Source organism: Vibrio sp. 1069, assembly GCF_033340555.1.
The window spans coordinates 1-525 of sequence record NZ_JAWOWP010000917.1; the positions used below are offsets into that span (position 1 = coordinate 1).

At 45.0% G+C, this 525-nt stretch carries 1 protein-coding gene; it reads right to left on the reverse strand.

The window, feature by feature from the left end; translation table 11 throughout:
* Positions 1-114: 114 nt before the first annotated feature.
* The coding region (locus R7040_RS29800) for a sensor histidine kinase (RefSeq protein ID WP_318098093.1) at positions 115-525 on the reverse strand (411 nt) is incomplete at its 5' end.

Consider the following 525-nt stretch of genomic DNA (forward strand, 5'->3'; position numbering starts at 1 on the left):
GTCTCTGTCTATGGATTGTATCGAAATGTCGTCTTATGTAATAAGAGCGGATGAGGAAGAAAATAGCGCAGAAACTAAGCGAACTGCGCTTTAACTTTTATCGTTGTTCGCCCGTTATTTAGGCAGAGATACGGTGAAGCAGGCGCCACCAAGAGGACTGTGTGAAATAGAAACATCGCCGCGTTGCAATTCCATAATTTGTCTTACGATAGCAAGTCCTAAACCAAAGCCGCTGGTGCTTTTATTACGAGATTTGTCGGCGCTGTAAAATGCCTCAAACAGGTGAGGCCAGTCTTTTTCATCAATACCGTTTCCATCGTCATGAATGCTGATTATGCAGTGTTCTTCATCTTCGGTCACTTCTAACATGATTTGGCTATCGGCATAACGCATGGCATTGCGAAGTAGGTTGTCTAACGCGCGCTTGAGCAGTTTGGGGTCGGTCTTAATTGGGGCTTCTTTGCAATCCGTATCTTTAACGGTGATTGGCAATGGCGTCTCTTGCTGCCATTTGTCTTTTAGGTC